The organism is Halosimplex pelagicum, assembly GCF_013415905.1.
In the GTDB taxonomy this organism is placed as follows: Archaea; Halobacteriota; Halobacteria; order Halobacteriales; family Haloarculaceae; genus Halosimplex; species Halosimplex pelagicum.
In genome coordinates this window covers 926,595-949,795 of sequence record NZ_CP058909.1, presented here as the reverse complement: position 1 = coordinate 949,795, position 23,201 = coordinate 926,595, and the positions used below count along the sequence as shown (strand labels likewise).

General features: G+C 66.7%; 34 protein-coding genes. 8 read left to right on the top strand and 26 right to left on the bottom strand.

Annotated elements, in window-relative coordinates; genetic code table 11:
• Positions 1 to 83: 83 nt before the first annotated feature.
• From HZS54_RS04845 to HZS54_RS04830, 5 genes are read right to left on the bottom strand one after another with little or no spacing between them, the layout of a single operon-like run.
• Positions 84 to 332, bottom strand: a complete 249-nt coding sequence (locus tag HZS54_RS04845) for a hypothetical protein (RefSeq protein WP_179920816.1) — start codon at positions 330 to 332, stop codon at positions 84 to 86.
• Positions 325 to 630 carry a hypothetical protein gene (locus tag HZS54_RS04840; RefSeq protein ID WP_179920815.1) on the bottom strand — a complete coding sequence of 102 codons (306 nt, stop codon included), beginning with the start codon at positions 628 to 630 and terminating at the stop codon, positions 325 to 327. Before HZS54_RS04840 ends, HZS54_RS04845 begins: the two co-directional genes overlap by 8 nt.
• Positions 627 to 761: a hypothetical protein gene (locus tag HZS54_RS26415; protein WP_281377735.1), complete on the bottom strand. Its 135-nt coding sequence runs from the start codon at positions 759 to 761 to the stop codon at positions 627 to 629. Before HZS54_RS26415 ends, HZS54_RS04840 begins: the two co-directional genes overlap by 4 nt.
• Complete coding sequence (locus tag HZS54_RS04835; protein WP_179920814.1) at positions 754 to 1,296, bottom strand: hypothetical protein; 543 nt, start codon at positions 1,294 to 1,296, stop codon at positions 754 to 756. Before HZS54_RS04835 ends, HZS54_RS26415 begins: the two co-directional genes overlap by 8 nt.
• Positions 1,296 to 1,667 carry a hypothetical protein gene (locus tag HZS54_RS04830; protein ID WP_179920813.1) on the bottom strand — a complete coding sequence of 124 codons (372 nt, stop codon included), beginning with the start codon at positions 1,665 to 1,667 and terminating at the stop codon, positions 1,296 to 1,298. The genes HZS54_RS04835 and HZS54_RS04830 overlap by 1 nt, the downstream gene beginning before the upstream one ends.
• 197 nt (positions 1,668 to 1,864) lie before the next feature.
• Between HZS54_RS04830 and HZS54_RS26030 the strand changes: the two genes are divergently transcribed.
• From HZS54_RS26030 to HZS54_RS04810, 4 genes are read left to right on the top strand one after another with little or no spacing between them, the layout of a single operon-like run.
• Positions 1,865 to 2,377 carry a winged helix-turn-helix domain-containing protein gene (locus tag HZS54_RS26030; RefSeq protein WP_218927118.1) on the top strand — a complete coding sequence of 171 codons (513 nt, stop codon included), beginning with the start codon at positions 1,865 to 1,867 and terminating at the stop codon, positions 2,375 to 2,377.
• Complete coding sequence (locus HZS54_RS04820; protein WP_179920812.1) at positions 2,367 to 2,606, top strand: hypothetical protein; 240 nt, start codon at positions 2,367 to 2,369, stop codon at positions 2,604 to 2,606. Before HZS54_RS26030 ends, HZS54_RS04820 begins: the two co-directional genes overlap by 11 nt.
• A complete protein-coding gene (locus HZS54_RS04815; protein ID WP_179920811.1) occupies positions 2,596 to 2,820 on the top strand; it encodes a hypothetical protein in 225 nt (74 codons plus the stop codon). Before HZS54_RS04820 ends, HZS54_RS04815 begins: the two co-directional genes overlap by 11 nt.
• Entirely contained in the window at positions 2,810 to 3,244 is a 435-nt protein-coding gene (locus HZS54_RS04810) for a hypothetical protein (RefSeq protein ID WP_179920810.1), read from the top strand. Before HZS54_RS04815 ends, HZS54_RS04810 begins: the two co-directional genes overlap by 11 nt.
• 154 nt (positions 3,245 to 3,398) lie before the next feature.
• Here the strand turns inward: HZS54_RS04810 and HZS54_RS04805 are convergent, their stop codons facing one another.
• The 8 genes from HZS54_RS04805 to HZS54_RS04770 all read right to left on the bottom strand — a co-directional run bounded on the left by HZS54_RS04805 (position 3,399) and on the right by HZS54_RS04770 (position 12,688).
• The gene (locus HZS54_RS04805; RefSeq protein WP_179920809.1) at positions 3,399 to 6,131 is read right to left on the bottom strand and encodes a fibronectin type III domain-containing protein; all 2,733 of its coding nucleotides are present in this window, start codon (positions 6,129 to 6,131) and stop codon (positions 3,399 to 3,401) included.
• Between the two features lie 194 nt (positions 6,132 to 6,325).
• A complete protein-coding gene (locus HZS54_RS04800; protein WP_179917604.1) occupies positions 6,326 to 6,976 on the bottom strand; it encodes a hypothetical protein in 651 nt (216 codons plus the stop codon).
• Complete coding sequence (locus tag HZS54_RS04795; protein WP_179917605.1) at positions 6,973 to 8,127, bottom strand: hypothetical protein; 1,155 nt, start codon at positions 8,125 to 8,127, stop codon at positions 6,973 to 6,975. The genes HZS54_RS04800 and HZS54_RS04795 overlap by 4 nt, the downstream gene beginning before the upstream one ends.
• A 10-nt stretch (positions 8,128 to 8,137) precedes the next feature.
• Positions 8,138 to 9,508: a glycine-rich protein gene (locus tag HZS54_RS04790; RefSeq protein WP_179920808.1), complete on the bottom strand. Its 1,371-nt coding sequence runs from the start codon at positions 9,506 to 9,508 to the stop codon at positions 8,138 to 8,140.
• 2 nt (positions 9,509 to 9,510) lie between these two features.
• Complete coding sequence (locus HZS54_RS04785; protein ID WP_179920807.1) at positions 9,511 to 10,626, bottom strand: hypothetical protein; 1,116 nt, start codon at positions 10,624 to 10,626, stop codon at positions 9,511 to 9,513.
• A gap of 3 nt (positions 10,627 to 10,629) precedes the next feature.
• Positions 10,630 to 11,289, bottom strand: coding sequence for a hypothetical protein (locus HZS54_RS04780; protein WP_179920806.1), 660 nt, complete (start codon positions 11,287 to 11,289; stop codon positions 10,630 to 10,632).
• Positions 11,290 to 11,351: 62 nt separating this feature from the next.
• Positions 11,352 to 12,461 carry an HNH endonuclease gene (locus tag HZS54_RS04775; protein ID WP_179920805.1) on the bottom strand — a complete coding sequence of 370 codons (1,110 nt, stop codon included), beginning with the start codon at positions 12,459 to 12,461 and terminating at the stop codon, positions 11,352 to 11,354.
• A 2-nt stretch (positions 12,462 to 12,463) separates the two neighbouring features.
• Complete coding sequence (locus HZS54_RS04770) at positions 12,464 to 12,688, bottom strand: hypothetical protein (RefSeq protein WP_246391770.1); 225 nt, start codon at positions 12,686 to 12,688, stop codon at positions 12,464 to 12,466.
• A gap of 313 nt (positions 12,689 to 13,001) precedes the next feature.
• Between HZS54_RS04770 and HZS54_RS04765 the strand changes: the two genes are divergently transcribed.
• Genes HZS54_RS04765 through HZS54_RS04755 form a run of 3 tightly spaced genes read left to right on the top strand, consistent with a single transcriptional unit; the run spans position 13,002 to position 14,124 of the window.
• Positions 13,002 to 13,352 (top strand): DUF8112 family protein, encoded by a 351-nt coding sequence (locus HZS54_RS04765; protein ID WP_179920804.1) that lies wholly within the window; start codon positions 13,002 to 13,004, stop codon positions 13,350 to 13,352.
• A gap of 3 nt (positions 13,353 to 13,355) precedes the next feature.
• Positions 13,356 to 13,823 carry a hypothetical protein gene (locus tag HZS54_RS04760; RefSeq protein WP_179920803.1) on the top strand — a complete coding sequence of 156 codons (468 nt, stop codon included), beginning with the start codon at positions 13,356 to 13,358 and terminating at the stop codon, positions 13,821 to 13,823.
• Between the two features lies 1 nt (position 13,824).
• A complete protein-coding gene (locus HZS54_RS04755) occupies positions 13,825 to 14,124 on the top strand; it encodes a hypothetical protein (RefSeq protein ID WP_179920802.1) in 300 nt (99 codons plus the stop codon).
• A gap of 92 nt (positions 14,125 to 14,216) precedes the next feature.
• Here HZS54_RS04755 and HZS54_RS04750 read toward each other — a convergent pair whose 3' ends face one another.
• Positions 14,217 to 14,510: a type II toxin-antitoxin system RelE family toxin gene (locus HZS54_RS04750; protein ID WP_218927117.1), complete on the bottom strand. Its 294-nt coding sequence runs from the start codon at positions 14,508 to 14,510 to the stop codon at positions 14,217 to 14,219.
• Positions 14,511 to 14,551: 41 nt separating this feature from the next.
• Positions 14,552 to 14,707 carry a hypothetical protein gene (locus HZS54_RS04745; protein WP_179920800.1) on the bottom strand — a complete coding sequence of 52 codons (156 nt, stop codon included), beginning with the start codon at positions 14,705 to 14,707 and terminating at the stop codon, positions 14,552 to 14,554.
• Positions 14,708 to 14,881: 174 nt separating this feature from the next.
• Here HZS54_RS04745 and HZS54_RS04740 point away from each other — a divergent pair, with 174 nt between their 5' ends.
• Positions 14,882 to 15,166 carry a hypothetical protein gene (locus tag HZS54_RS04740; RefSeq protein ID WP_179920799.1) on the top strand — a complete coding sequence of 95 codons (285 nt, stop codon included), beginning with the start codon at positions 14,882 to 14,884 and terminating at the stop codon, positions 15,164 to 15,166.
• Positions 15,167 to 15,171: 5 nt separating this feature from the next.
• Here HZS54_RS04740 and HZS54_RS04735 read toward each other — a convergent pair whose 3' ends face one another.
• From HZS54_RS04735 to HZS54_RS26180, 11 genes are all read right to left on the bottom strand, one after another.
• Positions 15,172 to 16,398 (bottom strand): hypothetical protein, encoded by a 1,227-nt coding sequence (locus HZS54_RS04735; RefSeq protein ID WP_179920798.1) that lies wholly within the window; start codon positions 16,396 to 16,398, stop codon positions 15,172 to 15,174.
• 181 nt (positions 16,399 to 16,579) lie between these two features.
• A complete protein-coding gene (locus HZS54_RS04730) occupies positions 16,580 to 17,116 on the bottom strand; it encodes a hypothetical protein (protein WP_179920797.1) in 537 nt (178 codons plus the stop codon).
• Between the two features lie 5 nt (positions 17,117 to 17,121).
• Positions 17,122 to 18,021 carry a phage tail tube protein gene (locus tag HZS54_RS04725; RefSeq protein WP_179920796.1) on the bottom strand — a complete coding sequence of 300 codons (900 nt, stop codon included), beginning with the start codon at positions 18,019 to 18,021 and terminating at the stop codon, positions 17,122 to 17,124.
• 124 nt (positions 18,022 to 18,145) lie between these two features.
• Positions 18,146 to 18,658 (bottom strand): hypothetical protein, encoded by a 513-nt coding sequence (locus HZS54_RS04720; RefSeq protein ID WP_179920795.1) that lies wholly within the window; start codon positions 18,656 to 18,658, stop codon positions 18,146 to 18,148.
• Positions 18,659 to 19,078 (bottom strand): hypothetical protein, encoded by a 420-nt coding sequence (locus tag HZS54_RS04715; RefSeq protein ID WP_179920794.1) that lies wholly within the window; start codon positions 19,076 to 19,078, stop codon positions 18,659 to 18,661.
• On the bottom strand, positions 19,078 to 19,257 hold the full coding sequence (locus HZS54_RS04710; protein WP_179920793.1) for a hypothetical protein: 180 nt from the start codon (positions 19,255 to 19,257) through the stop codon (positions 19,078 to 19,080). The genes HZS54_RS04715 and HZS54_RS04710 overlap by 1 nt, the downstream gene beginning before the upstream one ends.
• Positions 19,254 to 20,003, bottom strand: coding sequence for a hypothetical protein (locus HZS54_RS04705; RefSeq protein ID WP_179920792.1), 750 nt, complete (start codon positions 20,001 to 20,003; stop codon positions 19,254 to 19,256). The genes HZS54_RS04710 and HZS54_RS04705 overlap by 4 nt, the downstream gene beginning before the upstream one ends.
• A gap of 15 nt (positions 20,004 to 20,018) precedes the next feature.
• Positions 20,019 to 20,312 carry a hypothetical protein gene (locus HZS54_RS04700; protein ID WP_179920791.1) on the bottom strand — a complete coding sequence of 98 codons (294 nt, stop codon included), beginning with the start codon at positions 20,310 to 20,312 and terminating at the stop codon, positions 20,019 to 20,021.
• 3 nt (positions 20,313 to 20,315) lie between these two features.
• Positions 20,316 to 20,642, bottom strand: a complete 327-nt coding sequence (locus HZS54_RS04695) for a YqbF domain-containing protein (RefSeq protein WP_179920790.1) — start codon at positions 20,640 to 20,642, stop codon at positions 20,316 to 20,318.
• Positions 20,643 to 20,653: 11 nt separating this feature from the next.
• Positions 20,654 to 21,628 (bottom strand): phage major capsid protein, encoded by a 975-nt coding sequence (locus HZS54_RS04690; protein ID WP_179920789.1) that lies wholly within the window; start codon positions 21,626 to 21,628, stop codon positions 20,654 to 20,656.
• Entirely contained in the window at positions 21,625 to 23,199 is a 1,575-nt protein-coding gene (locus HZS54_RS26180; RefSeq protein WP_246391769.1) for an XkdF-like putative serine protease domain-containing protein, read from the bottom strand. Before HZS54_RS26180 ends, HZS54_RS04690 begins: the two co-directional genes overlap by 4 nt.
• Positions 23,200 to 23,201 lie beyond the last annotated feature (2 nt).

The following is a 23,201-nucleotide window of genomic DNA, read 5'->3' as shown; positions in this document are numbered from 1 at the left end:
ACCCTGGCGCGTCTGGACGACGATCTCGGTGTCGGTCTTCGGCAGCGGTACGCGAAAGAACTCGAACGACGCCGTGAACAGGCTCATCGGTCCACCTGCTCGGGCCCGGTGACCGTCTGGCCGGCGCCGCCGACCACGTCGAGCACGTCCGCGGCCGCGGCACCGACCTCGAGCTCGACATCGGCGACGATCTCGCGACCGACCGGCCGCCACTTGTCGCCGTCGAACTCCTCGTCGTGCATCGTCCACCCACCGGCGTCCCGGCGCTCCAGGCGGATCCGCCGTCGGTTGCTCGCCTCGTTGGTGAACGCCAGCGTGATGCCCTCAGTCATCGCTGTCCTCCTCGCTGTGGAGTCGTGCGGTCCGCCGTAGCCGCGACCGCGGGTAGGCGTAGCTCGTCAGGTGGTCGACATCGGCCGTCGTCCGGCTCGGGAAGGCGGCCTCGACGACGTGATCGTCGGCGGGGTACTCGGGGTTGACATCGGCGACGGTCTTCTCGTCGTCGACCGGGACCTCGTCGGCCCGTTCGGCCGGCGTGCCGACGACGAGCATGGTCGCTGCCTCGTCGGGGTCGTCCTCCCGATCCTGAACGTGATCGCCGACGTGGAGCTGCGGGAGGTCGTCGCTCATGCGCCCCTCCCGTCGTCAGCACGGGACCCGGCCCGCAGGTAGTCGAACGCGTCGACGCCGTCAGGACCGTGAGACTGGACCACGAGTGACCGCCAGATACGGCGCTCGTCGACATCAGACCACTTACTCATCGAGATCGACCCCCTGGCCGTTGCCCAACCGCCGCGCGACGACGAACGGGCGCGCCTCGGCATCGCGATAGCTCCGGTCAACCGCGAAGCGGTCACAGAACTTGATGTGGCCGGCGCTGTGGTCCGTCATCGACGGATCGTCGTCAGGATCGTCCGGGACCCGGTAGACGCGAACGCCCGTATCGTCGGGGGCCGCGTCATCGATGACGTACCGGATGATCTCGTCTGGGTCGCTCGCCGACTGCATCCGGATAAGGTCGCCCTCGGCGAAGTCTGCTTGGCGGTTCGTCACGATCTGGTTACGGAGTTGAAAGAGGCCGCCCATCGCCTCCTTCGCCATCCACTCGCGAAGGACCTCCTCCGCAGCGGCATCGACGGCCTCGCAATCGAGGTGTTGCTTGACGACCGGTCCGAGCGCCTCTGCGACATCATCCTTGAACGCGTCGCTACTGTAGAGGTCGTGCGCCTCGGCAGCGACCGTTTCGAGGTTCGACTCCGAATCGGCAAACTCGTCGCGGCGGTCGAAGATAACCATCACTCGTCCCTCCAGTCGATCGGGCCGAGCGGCTGGTCGCGCGGGTCCGGGACCTCGAACTCGCCGTCGGGGTGGGCCGCGGCGAACTCCCGGGCGGCGTCGCGGGCGACGGACTTGGCGGACAGTTCGGGACAGAGGTCGGCGCCCATGTCGTCGCGAACGCGGGCGACGTAGCCCGAGTCCATCCGCGACGAGCGCGCGTCGTGCATCTGATCGGGTCGGGACATCGACTCGATCGTGACGCGCAGGCCCGAGTCGTGCTCGAAGGCCGCGCGGACGGTGTGGTGCAGCTGGTCGTCGGGGACGCGCGCCCAGCCGGCGGGCAGCGCGTCGTCGGTACCGTTTTGGGTGTTGGATTGCGTAGTTGCCATCGCTTGGTTCTCCAAGCAGGTCGGGCGTGCGACAACACGCGCCGGCCACCTTCTGACCGGGGCTCCCTGCTTACTCTACAGTACACGGCCATGCCTCTTTAATCTTACTATGCGTAATCTATTGTAGGTAACAACCCACCGTAACATACTCGTAGTAGCGGAACAAACGTATAGCCGGAGATGGAACTGTGTCAGTAGTGGCTCTTGACAAGGACGATCTGAACGAGACGGATCGCGAGATACTCGACGTACTCCACGAGGGGCGCGCGACGCCCCTGTACGTGGCTGAGCGGGTAGACATCACTCGCCCGTACGCGAGTGATAAGCTGAAGCGGTTGCTTGAACACGGTGTCGTGGAGCGCCTCGCCAGCGGCCTGTACGAACTCGCGGACGATCCCCGCGAGGACGGCACCGACGACACCGCCGAAGAGGGCGACCGCCGCGCCGATGTCGACACGCGCGACCTCGTCGACGACTGGCTGTGGGAACACCACGGCATGGGCGTCGACGACCTCGACGAGATGCAGGCCGACCTCGACGACTGCCGCGAACGGCTGGCCGCCCAGGACGGCGCCGATCCCGAGCGGCTGGCCGAGGCCCGCGACGCGCTGGCGCGCGGGCTGGAGCGGCTCCCCGACGACGCGCCGGGGCGGACGCCACTCGCCGACGCGCAGGCGATCCTCGACGAGGTGGTCGACGATGGCGAGTGACGAACAGCCGGGGCTCGCCGCCGAGATGCTCGCCGAGGCTGAGACCGCTGGCGTGGACGTGGCCGAGGCCTACCGCATCACGACGGTCGTGCCCTACACTGAGCAGGACCCGGAGATCAACACGTACGTCAAGCCGCCCCAGGACCTCGACGACTTCTTCCAGAGCTACAACCAGACGGGCGAGATCGTCGTGGACATCCGGCCCCGGGAAGACGACGATGCCGGGTGACACCGTCCCCGACGACCGCGACCGGAGCGTCCTGCAGGTCCTCGCGGACGGGCGGGCGAACCCACAACTCGTCCGCGAGCGGACGGGCCTGGAGAAGGGTGACGTGAACTCCGCACTCGTCCGGCTGGGCCGGGCGGGGCTGGCCCGTCAGCTCACGCGCGGGCTGTACGAGATCACCGACGCCGGCCGCGAGGTGCTGACCGATGGCGAGTGACCTCGCGACCGCCGACGAGGTCGACGCCGGCGAGTACACCGTCCGCGTCGCACAGACCGACGACGGGCAGGCGTGGGAGGCCATCGTCCTATCGGCGGACAGCGGAGGCCCGTCCATGCAGGGCATGGCGGGGATGATCGCCATGACGAGCCTGTCGAAGGCCGGCGACGACGGCGACGAGCCGCTCGGCCCGCCGGTCACGGCCCCGCACAAGTGGGTCGCGGTCGGCTTCGCCATCGAGGCCTACGAGTGGGGGCAGGTCGGCGAGACGCCGGTCGACGTCGACGACGGATACGACCGCGTGACGGTCGATGGTAAGCCCATCGAGGACGCGTCGCTGGAGGCTGTCAACCTCACGCTCGACACGCACGCGACGACGTTCTCCGGATCGTGGAGTCCTGGGGGCGACGACGATGCCGAGTGATACCTCTAGCGGGGGCACGTACCTCGACTATTGTGACATCTGCCACCGTGAAATGGAGTGGGACCGCCTGAAAGGGAAGGTATTCGTGTGTGCTGGCTGCGGCACCACTACGAGCGAACAGTCGCTACGCGCGGACACCCGCTGACCGCTCGTTTTACACCCGTTCGTTCGTCTGCGAGAGTCCCGCCTGGATGTCCGCGACCACGTCGCTGGCGGTCTCCCGACTCCCCCACGACAGCGTCGCCGACCCGGGCTCCGAGGACACGTTCTGCAGCTTGAGCGGGCCGTCCGTCGGCACCACGTCGGAGTCGACCGCCTCCAGCAGGTTGTACGCGGAGATGTCCGTGACTTCGACCTCGATCTCGTGGAGCGGCTCCTGCAGCTCCGACGCGATGCGCCGCGCGACCAGGCCGGCCTCCTGGTCGGTCGTCAGCGACGGGAGATCCCACGGCCCGGGCTCGACGCGCAGGTCCGTGATGTCGCCCCCGCTGGCACCGGGCAGCGTCTCGAAGGCGATGGCCTTGCGGCGGTAGTCGACCTGATACGCCGTCCCGCCCGCCATCGACCCCGACGACAGCGGCTTGATCCGACCGTCCAGCAGGTCGAGCGAGTAGTCGGCGCCGCGCTCGAACTGCTCGCCGGAGTCGGGATCGGTCACGCTTTCGGAGCCGGGGATGAGCCGGATCTCCCCGAGGTCGTGCCAGTCGCCGAGGGACGCCGTGAAGCGCTCCTCGAAGGGCAGGCCGGCGCCCTTGACGATGACCTGTTCCGGGCGCTCGCGCGTCGTCTTCGTCGCGGTGTAGGTCGTCACGTCGCCGATGTCCGAGGTCCCGCGCTGGCCGGGCTGGGTCCACTCGAAGGCGATCGAGTCCGCACTCTGGTCGAACTGCACCTCCCAGATGGCGTCGGCCCTATCGGCCAGCTCCGTCAGGATGGACTTCGCGCTCCGGTTGTAGTGTGAGTTGACGACCAGCGGCGTCTCGTCCAGGTCGGCGTAGAGGCTGTGCCCGGTCAGCGACTGCGCGAGGTAGTCCGTCGTCGGGCTCCGACCGCGGCCGGAGCCGTAGCCGCCGAGCGTCACGCGGAACTGCAGCGTCGGGCCCAGGTCTGGGAAGTCCGTCTCGAAGCTCTCGGTGTTCGACGCGGTCTGCCAGGTCGTCCCCTGGTCGTTGGAAACCTCCAGCTGCTGGACGCCCGACGTGTCGTCGAAGTCGGCGTCGACGCGGGCGCCCGAGACGGAGACCGCCGGCGTGACCTCGTCCATCGTGACCGCAAGCCCGCCAGGCACGGGCTCGGGACGCGCGATCGTGTCGAACAGCTCGTCCGGGCGGTCGAAGCCCGTCGGGGGGTACTCGGTATCGTAGACGGCCATGCCGTCGATGATCGCCTCGGCATCGTCCTCGCCGTAGACCTCGATGGAGAGCGTATACTCCTCGCCGGCCTGCAGGTCGCCGCCCGAGTAACTCTCCTCGTAGGTCCCCCACGCCCCGGCTGGGATGTTGGCGATCTCCGACCCGTTGAGCGTGACGTTGCTCGCGATGTCGAACGTCCCGTCGGCGACGGGCGCCGAGATCGCGACGCCGACGCGATCGGCCGGGATGCGGTAGTCGGGCGTGAACGAGAACTGAACCTGCCGAGCCAGGGCATCCCCGGGCGTGATGCGAGCGGCGATGCCGTCGATGTAGTGCGGCGGGTCGGGACTCCCGTCGGTGAGCGACTCGTAGTTGCCTTCGAAGTCGTACTCGATGCCGACGAAACACGACGCCAGCCGGTCGACGCGGTCGAAGCCGATGTCGACGGGCTCCGTGTCGGGCGCGCTCGCCAGCTGTGTGTAGTCCGACAGCGTCGGCGCGCTCTGGACGAGCTGGTCGGCGACGGTCTCGGCGTTCGGGTCGTCGACGTTGATCTGGTAGTCCGAGGCCTCAGCGGCGACATCCTCCGCGGTCTCGTGGACCGGTCGCTGGTCGACCTCCATCTCGACGCGATTCTCGAGTTCGATCCCACCGACACAGCGCAGGACCGTCCGCTCGGGGGTGTGCTCGACGTCTTCGAGCTCCTCGATCGGGACGGGCTTGCCCTTGACCGTCGCCGTCACCTCCGCGTCGGTCCACGTGTCGCTCGACCACGACTCGTCCCGCGGGACGGGGATCGTGATGCGAGGCTGGCCGTTGAGCGTCGGCTGCAGTTGCGGGTCGTCGAGGACGAGCGGCTCCCGCTCGGCATCGCGAACGGTCGACTCGACGACGACGTCCCAACCCGTCGGTGAGACGGACCGCTGGCTGAGCCCGGCGTCGGGCGTGGTCGTCGCGACGCTCCCGCTGAACGCCTCGGCGTCCTCGGTGTAGGCGCGGATGCGGAACTCGTACTCCCGCGCCGGCTGGACCGTGTCGTCGGTCGCCTGCGTGACGTTCGGGCCGACGCTGACGACCGTGCTCCAGGGGCCCCAGCCCGAGTCGTAGCGCTTGCGCCGCTGCAGGTAGAACCCGTCCTCGTTGTCGGCGTTGTCCGTCCACGAGACCGTGGCGGACGTGGTCGTGACGGCGTCGACAACGGGGTTGGCGGCGCCGGGGAACTTCGTGACGATGGCGACCGGCGCCGTCCACGCGCCGGTGACGTGCTCGGTCTCGGTCCTGAGTCGGACCTCGTACTCCTCGCCGTCCTCGCGGCCGCCGATGACCGTCTGGACGGTGGCGTGGTCGATCGTCTGCTCGACGAAGCCCGTCGCGCCGCTGTCCCACGACGACTGTCCGGTCTCGCGGGTCTGGATGCGGATGTCGCCGTAGTTGGCCGGCGCCGACTCGCGGTCGACGGCGATCTCGTCCTCGACGCCGTTGCCGAGGACGGGCTGGTCCTCGTCCGGTAGCTGTGTGGTGAACTGGACTGACATGGGTCTGGAAAACGCGGACTGTCGGCTCAGAGGTGATCAAGAAACGGGTGGATGCACGGGGGGACGCACATCCGATGGTCGCGGAAGGTGCCTGCGAATGCAGGCACGTGATAGGTCGGTGAGGTGAGTCTTAAACGTTCGGGGTAGGTTCGTTACAGTCCCGGCGAGCGTGAAACGGGCGCTCAGTAGGACCCTTACCCATCGAGCTTGTCGACGTACCCGATCTCGACCTCGTAAACGTACATCACGCGATCTACCTCAGTGTCGTTCGTCAGCACGTTGATTTTCCCACGGAAGAAGTTGCTCGACAGGTCCGGCTGCACCGACGTTACCTCCTGAGCGAACGCGTCCTGGAACCGGTGGAGGATCCGCCCGTCGGTTGTGTCCCAGAGCAGCTCGCTTTCGAGCGTGTGCAGGTCGTCAGTCCACGCTCGCGTCCCGGCGAGCGTCGTTGACCCATTGCGCTCGATGGTGATCGTGTTCCGTTGCTCTGATAGGTTCGTGACGTAGACGCGGTGGAGGATGTTGTTATCCCCATTCGGGCCGCGCCACCCGCAGATGTCCGACGACGCCCGGGGGTTCGAGACTGCCCCGCCGTGGCGCACGACCGAGCGCATGTACATCCCATCGAACGGGCCGGGATCGAGGTCGTTCGTCTCCAGTTTCGCCTCGTCGCCCGTCGACTGTGTTCCCGAGCTCAGGACAGCCCGCCCGCCGTTCTCCGACTCGGCCGTGATGGACCCGCCACCTCTGGACCCGTCGATGAGCCAGTCGGGAAGGCTCCCGGTGAGGAAGTTCGTCCGAGACGACTTGACGAGTCGGTAGTTGTCGAAGAGCACCGTCATCCGATATCGACCCCCAGTTCAGCCCGCGCAACGCCAATTTCGTTGTCGACCCCATCGGTCGGCGTCGCGAAGTAGACCAGATACAGATACTCTCCGTCGGAGACGAAGTCCTGCGCGACGACCGTGTCGCCGCTGTCGGTCCACGCCGGCGCCGTGTAGACCGTCTCGCCCCCCTGCAAGAGCGCGGCGTCGGCACTCTCGTAGGGGAGCGCCCGGGCTTCGGCGGCCTGGAAATCCGCGTAGTGGATCGTGAGGTGGCCGCCGACGAGCGAGAGCGCGGGCGAACCGCCTTGCGGGATTGTCGGGTCGTAGCCAGCCCACTGCGTGTTGTCCCAGGCTGGCTGACTCTGCGATTTGACGAACGTCTCGCCGTCGATGGAGTGACACAGCCCGATGCCTTTGATGTTGTTCGCCTTGTCCCGGCCCTGATACACGCCGATGAAGCGTTTTCCGCGGCGAACCACCGACATGTAACTGCGCTCGTGGCCGTCCCAGTTGGCGTCTTCCGGCGCATCCAGCGCGGCCCCCTGGATGGTAAAAGAGGTGCCATTGCCCGTCGAGGCGGCCGTCGCGAGCTTGGTGTACTGCTTGCCCGCCCCGCCCGTCGTGAAGTCCGGGTCGACGTGGTAGTAGAGGTTGAGCCGCCCCCGCTCAGGGTCGAACACGACCGATGGGGAGGCCGTCTGCGAGCCCTCACTGTCGGACAGGACTTTGCCGTGATAGCTCCACGGCCCCCACGGACTCGGTGCCGTCGAGAGCGCGATATAGTTGCGGTCGTGGGTCGACCAGTAGCAATACCAGTCGTCGTATGAGTTGTCGAGCACCGACGCGGCGTGGATCACAGTCGGCCAGGCAGCTTCTCCGTCGCCTGGGCCAGAGCCGTCGATGATCGGACCGCCCTTGTCCTCCCACGAGATGTCCTGCCAGCTGAAGTCGCTCTTGTAGGACTGGTAGCGGGGTTGGTGAGGCTGGGCGTCGACACCAGATATCGCGCCGATGTTGGCCTGTGCGACGCCGAGCCCGCTCGGCCCCAGCGTTGCTGTCTCGCCCGTGGCTGCGTGCTCGACGACCACGTCGCCGTCGCTGGTCGCGCCGATCTCGCCGATGACTGTACCGGTGCTATCCGTGATCTGGTAGTTGGGTTCATCCATGATGGATCTCCTATGGGGCGTCGTCAGGGCGGACTGTGCCGCCGTTAACTAACGGTTTTTCGAAGGGCATCGTCTCGGGGTCCAGCGGCTTCGTGAACGTCCACGTCTCGCCGGGCTGGACGTCGAAGACGGCGTCGGCCGTCTGGGTGTGCTCCGTGACCGCGAGCACGCGGGCGTCGTGGGCCTCGCCGTTGCGCAGGCCCGACAGCGTGTAGCTCTCGGTCGACCGGGACAGCCCCGTCGCGGCGTCTTGCCAGGTCGACGTGTCCGTGGGTCGGTACTGGACGGTCACGGTCCCGTTGTCGTGGGTGTTCGTCCACGAGAGGTCCACGCTGTCGGCCGTGACGTTCGAGACAGCCAGGTCCCCCGGCGCCGGCAGCGCCGTCGTCGCCGCGACCTCGGCGGAGTCGTTGCCCTGCTCGCCGCCCTGCGTGGCACAGACGCGGTAGTAGTAGCGCTCGCCGTCCGGGAGGCCCGCGTCGACGAAACTGGTCACGCCGGCGCCGACCGTCGCGAAGGGCGACCCCGAGGTGTCAACGCCCGGCGACGTGCTCCGGTAGAGCTCGAAGCTGTCCTCGGTGCTGAAGGGATCGTCCCACGTGACGGTGATGGCGTCGGCGGCCGAGGTGGTGGCGTCGACGCCCGGGACCGGACCGAGGACGTACTCGATCTCGACGCGGCCGTCGCCCGCCCGGACACCCGTCGATCCCGAGACGTTCGTCCCGCTGCTGGCGACCCAGCCCGAGCCGCCACCGCCGGGGCCGCCGGATTCGTCGTCGCTGGCCGCGCCGACACCCCCTCCGCCACCACCGTAGTAGCCGCCACCGCCGCCACCGCCGGCGGACCCATTGGTGTCGGTCGATGCGCCGGCACCACCCTGCCCGAGCGAGCCATCTTCGCCGTCGACGGCGCTGGCGGTCCCGCCGGCACCGCCCGACGAGAGCGTCCCGCCCTCGCCGCCGATCGTCCCGGCCCCCTCTTCACCCTCCTGCCCGTTCTGATTCGCGCCGCCGCCGTGTCCGGGGTCCCGGGTGGTGTACGACCCCCAACCACCAGCACCGCCGGCGACGATGAGCCGGTCGGAGAGTGTCTCCCCACCGCGGCGGACATCGGTGGCCCCACCACCGTCGTTGCCCGTCGATTGGGTCCCGCTCCCGCCGGCGCCACCGCCGTTGAATCCGCCGGGACCGTTGTCCGTGCCGCCCTCACCGCCCACGTACGGATAGAGTGTGCTGATACCCGTCACGTCGAACGTCGCCTCGGCACGGCCGCCCTCGGCGGAGGCGGTGCTCGCCCCCCACACGCGGATCGTCACCTGCGCGACGTTGTCGGGGACCGTCCAGGTGTGGCTCCCGACCGTCGTCCAGGTCTCCGTCGGCATCTCTACAGCTCACCCCGCGCGATGACGTTCTGCGTGGCACCGGGCCGGCCGATCTGCGGGCTCGAGACGGGGTCGAGCAGCGACTCCAGGCCCGATGGGACCGCGCTGCCCGACGTGATCGTCCACTGCGGGTCGGCGTAGCCCCGCTGGAGGTGACAGTCCAGCGGGTAGGTGTCGTTGCTCGTCGTGTCGCGGAAGCGCAGCCGCGCCGTGACCGCCGCCAGGCCGATGCTCCGGATGTCCACGTCCCACAGCGCCCAGTCGCTGGCGGGCAGGCTCTCGGCCGCCCACGCGCCGGCGCCGCCGCCGTCCCAGTGCTCAGCCGCGAGGCCCGTGTCCGTGTCGAGTGTGAGTCTGACCAGGCCGTTGCTCAGGACCGGCGTTCCTGTGTAGTCGTGAGCTGGGACCCAGGCCTTCTCCCACTGGCGGATGCCGTCGCTGTCCGACCGGTCGGCGTGGCCCTGCGTGTCGAACACGGAGACATCGACCTCGCCCTCACGAGCGTAGGGCACGTCGGCCACGAGTTCGGGGCTGTCGTACGGCGCCGCCTGGGCGTCGTACAGGTCGACGTCCGCGAACTCCGCGCTCCGCGTGACATCCGCGGTCGCCGGCGTCGTCTCGGCCGTGTCGGGGTCGCGCCACTCGACGCGCGACGCAGCTGCCGGGAGCCCGACCAGGGCGCGGGTATCATTCCCCCAAGGATGATCAACTTGGCTGGGGTTGGTACTAAGCCGCCTCCGGTAGTTCCCGCGCGTCCCGATGAACGTCAGGCTGGCGTCGTACTGCCAGACCTCGCGCCGGTTCGGATGCAGCGGCGTGATGTCCGCGCTCTCGATGGAGTAGTAGCCGGCGTTGCCGAACGTGCGCTCGGGACGGTAGAGCGGCAGCGCCGGGATGCCCGCGTCGGCCAGCTCGTCGAGTTCGTGGGCGAGCATCGTCGAGATGCGCCCACCCCAGCGGTACTGCCCCTCCAGCGTCAGATCCGACGCCTCCGACGCGATCGACTCGATGGCCGTCCCGCCGTCGAGCAGGCCGTGTTTGGCGAGTTGCTGGCCGAGGCTGTTGCTCTCGCCGGTCTGGGCTTGCTCCGGGATGGGATGTGTGTACAGGTACTTCATGAGTCAGAACTCCGGGATGATCTCGGCGATGTCGTCGACGACGTCCTGGGCCCAGTCGACGGCGCCGGCCCACGGCGTCGTCCACTCGACCGTGATCGTCGCGTTGAACGCCGACGGCTTGTCAGGGTCGTTGTCGATGTTCAACTCGGTGATCGCGACCGTCAACGGGTGCTCGTACGCGCCGACATCGGTGCCGTGTGACCCATCGGTCCACTCGCCGACGTGCAGCCGGGCGGGGTTCCCGCTGTCAGTCTTCGCCTGGCCGACGTACCACTCCAGAACCTGCTTCTTCGCGACCAGCGCCACATCGCCAGACGCATCGTAGCGGTTGACCGCGCCGGCTGCCGCCGACCCGTCGCCCCACGGATCCTCCTCGGGGCCGACGTTCGCCGTCAGGTTGTAGCCGAAGGTGCCGGCGCCACCGTCGACGTGATAGCCGCGGCGGTTCTCAGTCTCGCCTTCGAGGATGTCGTCCGGGATCTGGTCGCTGGCTACGTCGAACGCCTCGCTGATATACTGTCCCCGGTTGGAGAGCAGGAACAGCTTCGAGAGCTCGCTGCTGTCGTTGAGGTCCTCCTGGAGGAAAAATTTTCCTGTCCTTACATTTCCACTCTCGTCCCTGAGATCAATCTCAAGGATAGCTTTGTCTCTAAGTCCTGGCATGTGTTGTGAGAATCCTGGATTACCACTTCCTCGCCCATGTAGGGGGTCATCGGTGCGGAGACTCAACCGGCGGAATTACTCCTGGTGTCTGGGCGCAAGGGCGCCATCGCCTCCCAGTCTTGGTGACACCTCTCCACGCAGAGTGTCACGAGGTTGTTCATGGCATTCCGTTTTTGAGGGTCGTCAAATGAGCGGGCTGGGGTGATGTGGTGGACAGCGTGCCTTCGGCCAAATTCTTCCAAGTGCTCCTCCTCCCCCCTGCCACAGTGCTGACACTCCCGGTCATCGCGCTCCCGGACTGCTTCTTTCTTAGAGAGTGTCCACCCAGGCCCGTACCCGTATTCCCCGCCCTTGTAGTGGTGAGCGTCTTCGCCGGTCAGGTTTTCAGAAGCCCATTCGCCATAGCAATCACCCGAGCAAAAATGATTCTCGTACCCGGATTGGCTGGGGTATCTCTTCTCTACAGCACCACAATTCGCACACTCCACCTCAACCCGGTCATATAGTGGGTGTTCGGCGCCTGTGGCTATGTTCGATCGGTACCAACTATTGCGGCACGAGGGACCGCAGAATTGTCGATCATATTGTTCTACGCGGCGTTTATACCGCTCCAACTCACCCCCACACTCGGCACACTCAACCGAGGTTTTTGTTGTGTCGTCCCCTTTCCACTTGTGGTGACACTCACGAGAGCAAAACACCCGGTCAGGGTTGTTTATTTGCCTCTTTGGCCTCTGCTCTCGCCCCCCGCAATAATGACATTCTATCTCGATGGTGGTGAGAGATCCATCATGAACTCGTCCGTGATGAATGTTCAGCCCCCTCTCCGTGCTGAACTCTTCCTCACAATCCGGGCACTTGTGGTCCCATGAATTCAGCGCAGACTCGTCCTCGGTGTCCAGATCTCCATCATGCTTCCAGCCATGATGCACCTTCATCCCTTTTTCAGTGTCGAAGTCTTGGTCACAATCTGGACACGAGACAGAGTCCTTTTCCCCGGGGCGGGGGGACTTCCCCCGATCGCGGGTGGGGATTTCGTGCTTGTCCAGCCAAGTCTGAATAGTTCCGCGGCAGCAGCCCCATTCGGACGCGATCTCATATGTGGTCAGCATCTCGCCACAGTACATCTCCCTCAACCTCTCTTCGTCTCGCCAAGGATGTTCGTCTGCCATTCCTACCCCTCCTCACAGACGACATCGCGCAGTTCGTCCAGCAACTCGGGATCGTGCTCGGCGAGGACGGCGACATCCTCCTCGACCTCTTCGAGGCGGTCGCGTAGGAACGACCGCGTCTTGTAGCGGTAGGAATCGGACGCTTCGCCGGCGATTGCTTCGCGCTCGCTCTCGGTCAATAGGCCGCGGCCCTGTGACATGTCCGCGGTTTGCGTAGCCGTAGTCATACTTCATTCGGTAATACTCCCCCTTGTGGTATAATCCTTTCCCAATACAGTAAGCCTTTCTGTATTCGGTAAGGTTAAGTACGCGGGGCTTATTGTATACAGTAAGGAGCGCGGGACGCCACAGAAAGTGGCACGGTGCTTGGAACACCGAACCCGGGCTTCTTGCACCGAAACCCATGTCGACGTACGAAACCACGCCTGATAAGATTTCAGGCACGACCGTTGCATCGAGCGTCCAACTCCGCTGCGCCGAGTGTGGTCGCGTCCACACCGACGAGCGGTTCGAAATCTGCCGGGGTTGCGGGGCGCAGCTATGAGCGGCGAGATAGTCGACGCCGCACCCGAGCAAGTGTTTGAGGGGCACGCCGTCGGCGCCGGCGGGAAGGCCTGTTGCGGGTCGTGCCGGCGGACGGTCCGCGAAGGTGATCGTATCATCGTGTACGCCTACCGGATGTCGGATATGCGCCGGTGGAGCGTCGCCCAGCTGTCGTGTCGTAGCTGTAGCGATCTCGACGTGCTGACGCCGACCCTCGGCGCGACCGAGGTAGTCATGAACGCCCGGCTCGCCGTGACTGCCGACGCCGCGACGCAGGAATCGCGGCTGACGATTCGGGCGCCCCAGGTGACAACGTTCTCGGCCCCGGAAGAGGGGCGGGAGGCGTAGGCCATGAACGAAACACCGCTCTCGATCGACCGGCGTGCGTTCCTCCAGTCCGCGGTGGCCGTCGCCGGCGGCGGGCTGGCCGCAGGTGGTGAGTCCGAACCGACCGAGTCGGTTGCCACGATCCCGACGACGCCCGAAGAGATCCGCGCGGCCTTCGACGATGTGCCGCGGCTCGACGAGCCGGCGCCGAGACAGCGCCGGCTCGCGAACAACTACTTCCCCGAAGAGGTCGTTCCCAAGTCGGGGCCAGTCCCCGATCCCAGGGCTGGATACACCGAGGTAGATGTGACGGTGCCGCGGTGGGTCCTCGCGTCGGTGTACCGTGACCTGAACGACTGGCCGGAGACATCCCGCGGCGCGGCAGTCGACCAGTTGTTGAGTGTGCACTCTATCCATGAGCACCACGTCCTGCCCGACGGTCGCGACGCTGCAGAAGTGGTAGTTGAGGCAGTCGAACAGGGTGAACCGTAGCATGGACGACGCCGAACTCTGGCGCGAGGTTGGCCGCAAGTCTGCGGCGAGTGAGCTGGACGAGGCGCGGTTCGGTGTGGAAGAAGCGCTGTACGACATCCTGATGAACACCATGTACCAGGGCGGCGACCCGACGCCCGAGCAGATTCGTGATGCGCGCATGGCGTTGAACCTCGCGTACCGGATCCTCGAAACGCGCATCGCGCCCATCGCCGGCTGTGAGCCGTGGGGTGGGCCACTTCCAGACATCCCGTCCGGCAAGGCCCGGGAGACGTATCACCTGGGTAGCAGCGACGAATAGCGCGCACGACTCCAACCTACCAATCTCTCCGTCCCATTCCTAACCCCATAGGGGTTAGGAATAGGCTGGAGGTTTTGCAAACTCGAAGTGGGCTACAATTGGTCCATCCGACGGCGGAACTCGTCAAGGTCGTACGTATCGTCGCCTTTGGGCCGGACTGCGACGACCGTCATGACATCACCGCTGATGTCGTAGATAATCCGATATCCGCTCTGCCCGACCCATTCACGATAGAAGTTGTGTGACTTGGATCCGGTTAGGTAGGTGAGGTGGTTTTGCGGGACCCGGCCCCACCCGATCTTCCGCTCCCAGTCGTCGATGGTATCGAAGCATCGCTCGGCGTGATCTGGGTTGTGGTCCTTGATCTGCTCGATGTCGTCGTACACCGCAGGATGAATCCGATATTCCGACGGCGATCGCGGCACGCCTACTCGCGGCTGAAGCCGAGTTTCTCGGCGAGTTCGTCCGTGGTGAGGAACTCGTCGTCGTCGAGTTCGTCGAGGTCGCCAGCACGCTCGGCGATGGCCTCCCGCTCGTCGGGAAGCATCTCACTCTCGGCGGGCTGCTCGTCGCTGGTTGCCATGGTGAAAGCAAGTGTGTACACGTGTATAAACGTTTGCCCACCCCCCGATCAGACTGCGTGATCACCCTGCTCAACGGGCACGATATGCGCCTGAGGCGCAGGCTCTGCGGGTCGGAGTGTTTGCTTAAGTGCTGCGGCGGTGGTTTTAGGCTGGTTGCCAGATATATGTCGGACATGAGCAACACCACGGCAGACGACGAGGTCGCCGGCGACGGGGCAGACGGGCACACCGAAGGGGGAGAAGATACGCTGCTGGACCTGTTCGGCGAGCGTGAATTCACCGTCATTGGTATCGTGTCGGCATTTATCGCAGTGAGTGTTGTCCCACTCGCGTTCGGCGGACTCTCCGCATACTGTGGTTACCAGATCTACCGACACCACCACACCAAGAACGGGATCGCCGTGATGATCCTGGGGTTAGGAGCCATGATTCAAGGTTTGTTGACGGGTGGCGGGTGACCTGACTACCGCCCACTCGCGATATCGTCGAGTTCCTTTTCGATGTCTTCGAGGTCGGCTCGCAGGTCGTCGATCTCACCCTCCAGGTCGTCGATGTTGTCTTCATGCGCCTCACGCACGGCGTCGATGGCCTTTTCGATGTCGCGGAGTCCCTGCGGATCAACCGTCACGTCGGCATTCGATGTGGCTTCGACAGTCAGTTCGACAGCCGGGCCGCTACCGCCGACAGAAACTCCTGACGAAGTGTTCGAATCAGTGTCGTACCCCTCCGGGAAATATGGCTCTGTGTAGATATCTTCGCCCCGGCGGCGGGGCGCGACGGTTTCTCTTCCGTGCGTCGGCTCTATTTCACCGAAATTCTCCTGAGCATCAGCGGCGATGGGGCCGACCACAGGAAAGTCTCGGATCGTATCGCCGATTGTATCGTGCCAAGTCTCGTTGCCACCTCCCTCCCCGTCACCACCATCGTCGCTGGTTGATCCAGAACCACCAGTACCGCCACCACTGCCATCTCCTGTGGCTGACACCGAGACATCAACCTCAATCGGACCAACATCCTCAACAGGATATGGTTCGGCCGGCGATTCGATCCGCACCGGCCCGGGAAGCGACTCGAACCGCACCGGGCCGGGCAGACTCTCGAAGCGAACGGGGCCCGGAAGCTTCTCGAACTCGACTGGGCCGGGCAGCGGCTCGTAGCCGATCGGTCCCGGCGGTTCCTCGATGCGGACCTTCTTGCCCCCGAGATCGTCCACGAGGTCCGGGACCCACGGCGGTTCCGGGATCCGATACGAGCCGTCTGGGCCTGGAAGGAAATTTCTCTCGTCCCCTCCCCCAGTCGGCTGTTCGACCGGGATGGGGCTGACATCCTCCACTTCGAGGGGCACCCAGCTCGGCTTGTCGACGCCGAGGCTGTTGTTGGTGACCGCGTCCGCGACGGCGTTGCCGACGGCCGTCGAGACGGCGTCTGTCGCCATCTCCGCGACCGTGTCCCCTGCCTCGATGGCGGCGTCGCCCGCCGTCTCGGTGACCGACCCGATGAGATCGTCGACGATCCCGCCGCCACCGCCGCCACCCTCGCCGATCTTGTCCTCGATCTCTTCGAGGTAGGTGACCATCTCCGCCGCCGCCTCGGTGCGCTCGCGTGCCCAGCGGTACTCCCGCCGGGCGCGCTGGCGAGCGCGACCGCCACCGCCGGCGGCCTGGGCGGACATCGTCCCGCCGTCGGTCATGCCGACCGGCGTCTCGCCGATGCCCGACTCGATCTGCTTGCGGACGCCCCGGAGTTCCGACTCGGGGACGACCAGCGAGAGTTCTGCCTCTGTCTCGAAGCTCATAGTTGGAGTCGGGTGGCAGCGTAGGCGTCAAGCAGTTCGAGGTACGCGGTCGGGCAGTCCAACACCGCCTCGTAGCTCATTCCGTGGGCGAGCCCGACGACGATGAGGTAGTCGAGGCGGGTTCGTCCGTCGACGTCGCCGAGTCCTCGGTCGCCGTCGATGACGTCGAGGACGTGGTCGCGTTTCCCGCGACACCGAGGCCGTTGGCCTGTGCCTCCGCCCAGCGGATGTAGCCGCTGTGGCAGTTCGCGACATCGTCGAAGGCGTCGCTGATGCTGTCGGTGTCGTGGGGCGCCTCGACGGTGGCGGTCGCGACGTACCACAGCCGACGCTCCTTCTCGCCAGCCGCCTCGGGGACCTCGCGGTCCATGAGCGCCTCCTCGCCGGCGGCCGGGGCGCCGATCTTGATGACGGCGTCGCCGCCCCAGCCCGCCTCGTCACGCTGCCAGATGAGGCCGTTGCGCCGGTAGGACAGTGTGTCCCGCCGGTCCTGCAGCATCTGGTACTCGTCGGTCTCCTCGTCGGTGGCCTCGATCGCCTCGTCGTAGTCGTCGATGCGCTCGTCGAGGTCGTCGATCGCGGTGTCCAGTGTGTAGGTCTCAGTGTCGAGCATGGGTATCAGGCGACGGCAACGTCTGCGACGTGGTAGTCGATCGGTTCGGAGAGGTCGGCGTCGGCGGCGACCAGGTCCGACCAGCTGCAGGAGGTCGGTTGGCAGTCAGTCAGGTCGTAGCCGATCGTGTCCCCCTGGCCGTTCTCGAACGACAGCGTTGCGGGGACCTTCCCGACCGGTGCATCGCCGGCCGTGTCGTCGACAGCGAGTGCGAGCTGGTCGCGCTCGGTGAACGTGGCGTCCGTCGAGAGCGACGGCTCGATGGCCCCCGTGACGGCGTCGTAGGGGTGGCGTGACTGCCCGCGGCGGAACCGCGCCAGCCCCGACAGCGACAGCGACGCCGACTGCATGAGCGCCTGGTTCGTCCCGTCGACGGTGAACGTCGCGCCGTGCCAGGTGAACGCCTGGTCGTCCGTCGGCTGCTGGATGTCCGCCTCAGCGGGCGTCGTCACATCGGTCGGTTCGAACCCGTAGAGGATCGTCAGCTCGACCTGGACGTCACTCCCCTGCTCGTAGGTGACCGTGGCGTCGGTGACGGTCGCGCCGGTCGGGGTGCGGGTCTCGGTCGTCCCGTCGGGCATGTCGACCGCGAAGTACCACGTCGCGCTGGGCGCCTCCATCGCCGACGACGGGAGCGCCGTCCCGCCATCGGCGAAGACGAGCTCGTGAAACTGGTCGTCCGTGAGCACCCAGGAGAGCGATTGCGCACCTTCCCAGTTGCCCTCCCGCGAGCCCGCCGGCGTCGGGTCGTTCGGATGCCGGGAGCGTTCGAGCGCCTGGTCGACCGTCAGGTCGCCGACGGTCACGTCGATGCCCGGCTGGATCCATGTCGGTTCGGCCTGCGGGCCGGCACCGTAGCTGTCCTCGACGGTGTAGGCGACTTGCGCCGAGCCGGCGCCCGTCATGCGATACCTCCGCTATGCGTTGTGGTCATCATGATGAACTCCTGAAAAGCGCCGCGTGGTGCGCCTCGACGCCGGCCGCGGCGACCGGGCGCGTCAGGGGCGTACTGAAAAACTGCGGTCTGGGTCAGATCGACTCGTAGCCGACGAGTTCGATCGCCCAGGTCCAGAAGTACTCGTCCATCCACTCCTGGCTGCGACTGGTCGGCTCGGACACCGTCGCCGTGTGGTAGGCCACGCGGCCGATGTCCTCGGCGTCGGGGTCGACGTCCGGGTAGGAGAGTTCCTGCTGGATGGCGCGGTGTGCGTAGATCGCGAGGCGCTTGGCGTGGTTCGCCGACGTGATATGGCCGTGCTGGGAGTCGTCGAGGCCCTTGAGCCGACAGTCGACCGTCGTCGTGACGCGCCGGCGGTTGTCCGGGCCCGCGACCTCCGGGTCGCGCGACCCCAGCGACGCGCCGAGGGCCGACGCCCTCGTGCGGTCAACTTCGAGCGTCTCCCGACCGGTTTCGAGGATCAGCGGATCGTCGCGGTTGACCCGGTAGAGCCGATCGGTGCCGTCGTCGTCGGCCGGCCAGTCGCCGGGCCAGTTGCTCTTGATGGTGGCGAGCGCCCACGCGACCTCGTCCTGGACGGCCATCTACATCATCCCCCGCAGCTGGTCGAGCGCGTCACGGATCGCCCGCGACTCGGGGATCCCGCCCGTCTCCGAGCCCCAGTTCACCTCGTCGGTGGTGATCCAGGTGTCCTTTGCGTCCCAGTAGAAGTGCAACAGCGGGTTGCCTTCGATGGTGTGTGGGTCGACCCCCCACTCGAACAGCGCCGTCAGCTCGGGCCACTCGATGCGGACGGTCACGCTGTCGTCGTCGCGCCCGACGGCCAGCGTCGCGTCCTCCCAGACGTGGTCGATATCGTAGCCGTTGCGCGACGCGTAGGCCTTCCAGTTCTCCTCGGCGGCCTGCTTGAGCTCGGGCCCGATCTCGTCGCGGACCGTCTGCTCGACCTCGTCGAGGACCGCCGCGCGGAGGTTGTCCTCGAAGTCGTCGTCGAGCGTGACCATCACCAGGACCTCCGCGTCTCGTGGCCACTCGATTCGAAGCGGTCGCCGTCGCGTGGGTCCTCGTCGGGGGTCTCGGCGACGTTCGCACCGGCCCCACTGGGCGAGTCTACCACCAGCGCCTGGTAGATCGCGACCCCGATGATAGCGCCCACCACCTGCGCGACGAACTCGACGATCACTGGTAGACCTCCAGCAGGTCCTCGGCCTTGCGCTCGAACTGCTCGGCGAGCGATTCGACGTTGTAGACCTGGGCGTTCTCGGGGATCTGGATCGCCGCGTCCTCGACGAAGTCCGAGGCCGCGCGGAAGGCGACCGCCCGGCGGACGTTCTGTGGAATCCCCTCGTGGCCGTAGGACCACTCCAGATAGACGGCGTTCGCGAACGAGTCGAGGACGTACTCGTCGTCCTCGTCGTCTTCGAGCAGGTTCTCGGTGTCGAGGTACAGCAGGCTCCAGCCGCCGTTGTTGACGCGGAGGTAGTAGTCCTCGCCCGACGGCGGCCACGACCCCTCCGTGTAGTCCGGGCTGTCGGCCCAGTCCTCGAAGGTGCCGTCTTCCGTCCGGACGTGCAGCGCCGAGACGCTCTCGGCGTCGCGGCGGGCGAGCTCGATCTTCGCGTACGAGCCCTGGGAGGTCTTCGGCGCCGGGCCGTCATCGTCGACGACGAACGCCGACGACGTGGGGATGTCGTACTCGTCGTCGCGGGTCTTCGAGTCCGTCGGGATGTCGATCTGGTCGGCCTCGGAGAGGATGTCGGCGCCGGTCGGCGCGTACCAGTGGCGCTTGAGCGTCTTCTCCAGCCACTCGGTCTGGGCGGTGATCGCGTCGACGGCGAGCTGGGGCTCCTGCTCGACGTCGCCCGGGAGGTCCGCCTCCTGGAGCGCCCGACGGAGGTCCTGCAGCGTGCAGTAGCCTGTGTTAGCCATGGGAACTCACCTGGGTCAGCTCGCCATCAGCGTGATCGTCGCCGAGTTGTCTGCCGTGCCGGTCCCGTTCGTACACCGGAGCCGGATCTCGTCGGCGCCGGTTTCGAGGACGTCGTCGTAGTTCGCGCTCCCGGAGTAGCCCGACCGCACGCCCTCGATCCAGTCACTGCCGTTCTTGCGAACGTCGACGGCGTAGTCCGCAGCCGCGTCGCCGCGGATGTGGACATCGACGATGTTGTTCCCGACCAGTCGGAGGGCGACCGCGTCGCCCGAGGTCTCGATGTCGATCGTCCCCTCTTCGGTGGGCACGGGTCAGCCCTCCTGTTCGTTGTCGTCCTCGTCACTGTGGTACGGGCAGGGGAGATCGCGACCGCACACTTCGCCGTCGGACTTGACCTCGTCGCAGGTCTCGGCGTCGTCGCCTTCGTCGTCGGGCGGGTCGTCCCCCTCCATCTCGTCGACCACGTCGTCAGGATCGAGCTCCGCTTCTGACAGGCCACCGTCGACCACCTCGAAGTCGTCGACGTCCGCCAGGTACTCGGCGAGCTCCTCGCCGACCTCGCGCTCGTCGCCGGGGTCGAAGCCGTGGCCGCCGACGCGGTAGTGACCGCCGTCAGCAGTGTACCGAACAGTTGCCATGTCCGGTCACCTCAGGCCGTCGCGACGTTGTTGATGAGGACCGCGCCCTCTTCGTCCTCGACCTGGAAGTCGTCGCGGGTTCGCATGAAGTACCGCGCGAACAGGTCGTTCTCGGCGGTCTTGTCGGTCGCGTCGAGCACCTCGATCTCGGTGTCGCGCCAGACACCGTAGATGAGGTTCTCGGGGTAGGTGAACAGCGCCGTCCCCTCGGGCCAGCCGGCGAACCCGTAGACGTCGTAGTTGAACGGGGTGAGGTCCTCGTCGCTGAAGATGACCGCGGCACCGAGCGGGTCCTCCCGCTGGGTGAGGTCGTACTCCCAGTCCTCGATCTGCGAGAGGTCCATCATGTACACCGGCTCGTTGACCGTCGCCGACCGCTTGAACCGGTTCGGAAGCGCCGCGCGAGCCTCGTGGAAGAGGCTCGTGTCGATGGCGCCGCTCTGGTGGTCGTAGGTGTTGGTGTCCGTCCGGTCGTTAAGGATCTTCAGCCAGCCGTCGTTCTGCGTGAGGAACGCCTGGCTGTCGCCGCCCGAGGCGTCGGCCGTGTCGCCGTTGATGCCGAGGTCCTGCGTGTCGACGGCCCACTGCCGCGACATCTTGTCCAGGACGATCTCGTCGACCTGGCCGATGGTGTCCTCGACGGTCTCCCGGGGCAGGTCCCACGAGAGGACGCCCTTCTCGGCGTCCATCTCGATGCCGTCGGTGTTGACCTCGGCGGAGCCGCCGGAAGTCCCCTCCTCGGTGCCGGCGCCGCGGCGCATCCGCTCGCCGACGCCGATGCGGGCGAGCTCCATCTTCGGCCGCGAGAGGATCTCCGTGCGGACCATGTCCATCAGCATGGACGTGTCCTGCACTCGGCGGTACCAGTCCTCGAAGAGGTCCCGCGGCATCACGCCGCCGGAGAGGTCGCCCGGCGCGATGTCCTTCAGCGCCTCCTCGTTGGACTTGCGGACGCCGGTCATGCCGGCGTAGCCCTCGGCGCTCATCGGCCACCCCCAGTCTGCGCGGCCAGGTCACCCATCTTGCTCTCGGGCGTGAAGAACGCCGCCCGCCTGTCGACGCCGCCGTCGTCACCGCCGCCCTTCTCGGCGCCGCCGAGCTGCTGGGACTCGGTCACGCCGGTCTGCTTGGAGATGTCGTCGATGCGCTCGGCGTTCTTTTGGGTCTGTTCGACGACCTCCTGCGCCCACTCGGGGGCATCCTCCAGCGGATCGCCGCCGTCGTCCGCGTTCTGGATCTCGTCCAGTCGCTCGCTGTTCTCCTTGGTCTGTTCGATGATGGTCTGTGCCCACTCGGGGGGCTCGTCGCTGTCGCTCATGTCAGTTGAGTCGGCGGCCTCCGTGCCGCCATCGTCCGACGTGTCGCCGTCGGGGGCGTAGTTGTCAGACTGTTCGACAGCCTTCTGGCGAATTCGCTGCGCTTCAGCCGCGAACCCGTCCGTCGGGCTTTCGACCGAGTCGAGCGACTCGATCTCGTTTCCAGTCGCCTGCTGAAGATCCTCCACACTGCCGTAGATCGAGACGTGTGGGTCGTCGAGTGCGTCCGGAAACGCGTCCCGGCGCCAGTCGACGTAGACATCGTGTTCGGGGAAGTCGACGCCCATGCCCAGCAGGTCGCCGTCGTAGTCCGTGTCGTCGCCGTCGGCGGCGGTGATGCGGAAGACATCGACGCCGACGGTCTCTTCCTTGGACACCACAGCGGCCGCCTTGTCGGCGCTTTTTGAAGCCGACGCCGCGCCATCCGGGGCCTCGGACCCGCTGCCGTCATCGGACCCCGTCAGCGCGCTGAGCACCGTCGTTGCCGCACGCGCTACCCGACTCTTGGCCTTCGCGCCGGGCTCGCCGGCGCCGTCGACGGAGATCGCGCGGTCGACGACGTCCCACATCCGCTGGGCCGCCTCCTCGCTGTGGCCGCGCTCCAGCGCTTCCTCGATGAACCCGTCGGGGTTGCCGACGTGCTCGGCGAAGCGCTTCTCGGCGGCCGCCGCCCGCGCCTTCGAGGCGGTGAGGATCTGGGCGTCGGGCACCGCCGGGAAGTCGACCGCGCTGACCTCCTGGACGATCCCGTCGGTCAGCTCCCAGTACTCCTCGACGTCGACGCTGTCGGGGACGTCGACCTCGTCGGGGAGGTCCTCGGGATCCTCGCCGTTGAAGGACCAGTCGACGTTGACCGCGCCGATGGAGTGGCCGCCGAGGATGTCGTCCTCGACGAGTCCCCAGAGTTCGTCATCGTGGTAGGCCCACGTCTGGACCCACGCGCCGGCGTCGACGGTCTCCCCGCCGATCTCCTCGGCCTCGTCGAGCACCTCGTTCCGTTCGAGGGTCATCCAGTCCGACGGCCACACCGCGTGGATGATGCCGCCGTCGGCCTGGTCGGCGTCGACAAACGCCTCGAACTGCGCCGCGAACGCCTCGATGGTCTCGGGGCGCTCCCAGTCGCCGTGGTGGTCGACCGTCCACGGGACCATCACGACGCCCGTCGCAGTCTGGTCACCCTCGTCCTTGGCGAGGTAGTCGACGCGCTTCTCGTAGCGCTGTTCGTTCCGCTGTCGGTTCATCT